We start from the raw sequence: 1,652 nt of genomic DNA, 5'->3' as shown, positions 1-1,652 counted from the left end.
CTGGGGGACAGAGGAGTCGGGATGAATCGGATGGAAACACGTTTTCTGGCGCTGTGGTCGCGCTGCGGCGGTATACAGGGTGAAGCGGTCTACGCCGAGCTGGTGCGGCATTACGCCGAACCGATGCGCCGTTATCACACCCTGGACCACATCCGCCGCTGCCTGCGCGATCTGGATTGTGCGCGCGCAGTGATCCACGATCCTGATGCCGTGGAACTTGCATTGTGGTGTCATGATGTGATCTACATTCCCGGTGCGCAAGACAATGAGCGGCGCAGCGCCGAGTGGTTCGAGCGCCGCGCCGAAGGCCGCATCGCCGCCGCCGGACGCATCGTCGGAATGATCCTGGCGACGACGCATACCGTTGCGCCGGCCGATCTCGATGGCCGCTTTACCGTCGACATCGACCTGGTGAACCTGGGAGATGACCGCGCCCGCTTTCGCCGCGACGAAGCGCGCCTGCGGGCCGAGCGACCCGACCTGGACGATGTTGCTTACGACGCCAGAGAACGGGCCTTCCTGGGCGCCCTGCTGGCTCGCCCCTCCATCTACCATACGGATTTCTTCCATGCCCGCTGCGAAGCCCGCGCCCGCATCAATCTGGCGTGGCGGCTCGCCCTGCCAGCACCGCGCTAACCCCACCGCCCGCAATCAATCGAGAATCAGCCCCATGGGCCACATCCCATCGCATCAACGCGCCGCGCCCGGCGCACTGGCCAGGCGGTGCACGTCGGCTAGACTGCACACTGAGGAGGCCCCACCATGCCAGCGAAGCCATCACCCGCGATTCGCCGCATCAATATCGCGCTGCAGGGGGGCGGCTCCCACGGGGCCTTCAGTTGGGGCGTGCTCGACCGCCTGCTCGAAGACGGCCGCATCGAGATAGACGGCATCAGCGGCACCAGCGCCGGCGCGATCAATGCCACGGTGCTCGCCTACGGCCTTGCCAGCGGCGGGGGCGAGGGGGCGCGCCGCGCGCTCGAAACGCTCTGGGGCAAGATAGCCGATTCGGCGAGGTTGAGCCCGCTGCAACCCTCCTGGCTGGACCGGCTGATGGGCGGCGGCAATATGGACCTGTCGCCGGCCTGGCTGATGTTCGACCATCTCACCCGCTTCTTCTCGCCCTACCAGCTGAACCCGTGCAACCTGAACCCGCTACGCGATGTGCTGGTCGCCGTGGTCGATTTCGAAGTGCTGCAGCACTGCCGGAGCGTCAAGCTGTTCCTGTGCGCCACCAATGTGCTGAGCGGGCGCATCCGCGTATTCACCACCAGCGAGATCTGCGTGCAGGCGGTACTGGCCTCGAGCTGCCTGCCGTTCTTGTTCCAGGCGGTAGAAATCGACAACGAGTATTACTGGGACGGCGGCTACATGGGCAATCCGCCGATCTATCCACTGATCTATGACACCGACAGCCGCGATGTGCTGATCATCCGCATCAACCCGATCCGCATCCCCGATGTGCCGACCACGGCGCGCCAAATCCTCGACCGCATCAACACGCTGAGCTTCAACTCGTCATTGATGCGCGAGATGCGCGCGATCGATTTCATCACCCGACTGATCGACAAAGGCGCGCTCGACCCGGTGAGCTACCGGCGCATGCTGATCCACAGCATCGATGCCGAAGCCGAGATGGCCCGGCTGGGGGT

The 1,652-nt window shown here is 64.9% G+C and carries 2 protein-coding genes; both read left to right on the top strand.

Translation table 11 applies throughout. The annotated features are described in order from the left end of the window. Positions 1 to 21 precede the first annotated feature (21 nt). Positions 22 to 636 carry an HD domain-containing protein gene (locus tag ACZ2IA_RS22720; protein WP_470294859.1) on the top strand — a complete coding sequence of 205 codons (615 nt, stop codon included), beginning with the start codon at positions 22 to 24 and terminating at the stop codon, positions 634 to 636. A gap of 126 nt (positions 637 to 762) precedes the next feature. Further along, the coding region (locus ACZ2IA_RS22715; RefSeq protein WP_470294858.1) for a patatin-like phospholipase family protein at positions 763 to 1,652 on the top strand (890 nt) is incomplete at its 3' end.

Source organism: Crenobacter sp. CS_VA4, assembly GCF_055597485.1.
Note: the sequence above shows the minus strand (reverse complement) of the source record. Positions and strands in the feature narration are given on the sequence as shown.